Raw genomic sequence first — 2,426 nt, forward strand, 5'->3', positions numbered from 1 at the left:
GGACCCGCCGGCCGACCCCAGTGCCTCGAGCGGCGCCACCGAACCGAGGGCCTGCCCCAGGGACAGTCCGGCGTCCGCGACCGGGGCGCTGCCCGTCTCGCGCAGCCCCTCGGACCCGAGCGCCTCACCGCCGATGACGATCTCCTCGGGCAACTGGCCGACCAGCTCATCGACACTGCTGTTGCCCGTCTCGGCGGGCAGCGCTGACCCCGACCCCGATTCCTCCTGCGCGTACGCCACGGCGGGGACCGCGACCGCCGCCACCACGGCGGTCGTGACGGCGGCGCCGAGGCGCCTGGTCCGGACTCCGGAACCACGGGTCTGGGGCATCGGGCACAGCCTCTCGTCGCAGGGGCGGGCCTGTGCGACCCGCGCACGCTGAGCGTACTACTGCGGTGCCGCCCGCCCGTAGCGCCGACTGTCCGGCCGGACCCGATCCGCCGCCGGACCCGGCCTACTGCAGCGCGGAGGTGAGACGTGCGACGTTGTCGACGTACCGCCCCGGCCACGGGCGGCTCATCCACGTCTCGATGCCCAACGTGGTGCAGTCCTCGAGGTAGGAGTCCACCACGTCGTTGAGCTCCGCGACCGCCTCGCCGCCCAGGACCAGCAGACTGATCTCGAAGTTGAGGTTGAACGAGCGCTGGTCCATGTTGCTCGAGCCCACGATCCCGGCGTAGTCGTCGATCAGCACCGTCTTGGTGTGCAGGACCGCCGGGGAGCGGAAGCGGTGGATCACCACCCCGGCCTCGAGCAGCGCGCGGTAGTAGGACCGCTGGGCGTGGTGGACGAGGAACTGGTCGGCGTGTTCGGGGACGAACAACTCCACCCCCACCCCGCGGAACGACGCCGACGTGATGGCGTGCAGGAGAGCGTCGTCCGGCACGAAGTACGGGCTGACGATCCGCACCCGCTCACGTGCCTGGCCGATGAGCTGGGTGAACATCCGAAGCCCGGGCTGCGTCCTGTACCCCGGCCCGGACGGGACCAGCTGGAACGCGCTCACCGGGTCGCCCGCCGTGGGATCCCCGCCCGTGCGTCCGGGCGCCAGTGGTGCGCCCTGAGCCACGTCCTCCAGCGTGCCGATCACCTCGCCGGACTCGGAATACCAGTCCACGGCGAACACGCTGTCCATCGCCTGGACGATCTCCCCGCGGACCTCCATCATCAGATCGACCCACTCACGGCCGAGCCGGGCGTTGCGCGAACTGCCGTAGTGGCGCTCGATGAGGTTCTGCGACCCGATGAACCCGTGCACCCCGTCCACGATGAGCATCTTCCGGTGATTGCGTAGGTCCGGCCGCCGGAACCGGCCGCGGAACGGGTTCACCGGCAGCATCAGGTGGAACTCCACCGGGGTCGGCCGCAGCCGCTTCCGTAGTTTCGTGAACCCCCGGTAGCGCAGTGACCCGAGGTGGTCGACCAGCACCCGGACCACGACCCCCCGATCGGCGGCCTCGACCGCGGCGGTGAACAACTCGTCGGTTTCGGAGTCCCACGACTGCGCGTAGAACTCGATGTGCACGTGGTCCCGGGCGGCACGGACCGCCTCGGTCATCGCCGCCAACGACCGCGTGTAGTCCGAATGCAGGCCGATGAAGTCCCCGGACATGGCGGGGATCGCGGTGAGGGTCCGGTTCATCTCCAGGATGGTCCGCACCCCGGGACTCACGTGCACCCCGTCGGGAACGGTGGGCCGCTTCTCGAGCGCCCTGGCATAGAGATGGTTCGCCTCGGCCTGGATGAGGTGCCGTCGCCCGGTGATGTAGGGATTGCCCAACAGGAGGAACAACGGCACCCCCACCACCGGGATGAAGAGGATGGCGAGCAGCCACGCCTGCGACGACGACGGCTGCCGGTTCTCGGGGACCATCCCCAGCGCGAGGATCTTGATGACGTACTCGGTGATGAGCAGGCCCGAGGTGACCCCTGCCGGGAAGGACAGGTCGAGACCCACCACTGTGGGGTTCACGACGTCTGTCGGGTCAGGACAGTCCCGAGGGCGAGGGCACGGGGGTCGATCACCGTTCCGCCCCGCATCGTCCACCGCACCACGCCCGCCAGGGCACGCTGGGCGTACACCGAGTCCGCAGAGCCCAGCTCACGGGTCCCGGGCAGGACGACGAACGCGTCGTCATCGGCGACCGCGGCGAGGTCCGCGCGCAGGCCGACCCGGATCTCACCGCGGTCCCGCAGGCCCACGACCCCGGCGGTGCGCGTGGCCATCCACCCGGCGACATCAGCGAGATCGAATCCCCGGCGACGGGCCTCGGTCCACACGACCGACAGCCCGAGGCGGGCCGAGGCCACGGCGTCGATCGTGCCGTCGCGCAACGCCTCCCACAGCAACTCGCGGTTGGCGGCGTCCCGGATCGGCGGGTCGAGCCGCGCGACCGCAGCGCCGCCGTGGGTGACCTCGGAGACCA

General features: G+C 70.8%; 1 protein-coding gene and 2 pseudogenes. All 3 read right to left on the reverse strand.

Annotated features, from left to right (window positions below):
• Positions 1-330: pseudogene (locus G6023_RS12455) on the reverse strand (hypothetical protein); the annotation flags it as partial.
• Positions 331-454: 124 nt separating this feature from the next.
• A complete protein-coding gene (locus tag G6023_RS12460; RefSeq protein ID WP_182635784.1) occupies positions 455-1,972 on the reverse strand; it encodes a phospholipase D-like domain-containing protein in 1,518 nt (505 codons plus the stop codon).
• Positions 1,969-2,426, reverse strand: a pseudogene (locus tag G6023_RS12465) (amidohydrolase family protein); the annotation flags it as partial. The pseudogene G6023_RS12465 and the gene G6023_RS12460, both read right to left, overlap by 4 nt.

Origin of the sequence: Dietzia sp. DQ11-71, from assembly GCF_014144995.1 — a bacterium.
GTDB lineage: Bacteria > Actinomycetota > Actinomycetes > Mycobacteriales > Mycobacteriaceae > Dietzia > Dietzia kunjamensis.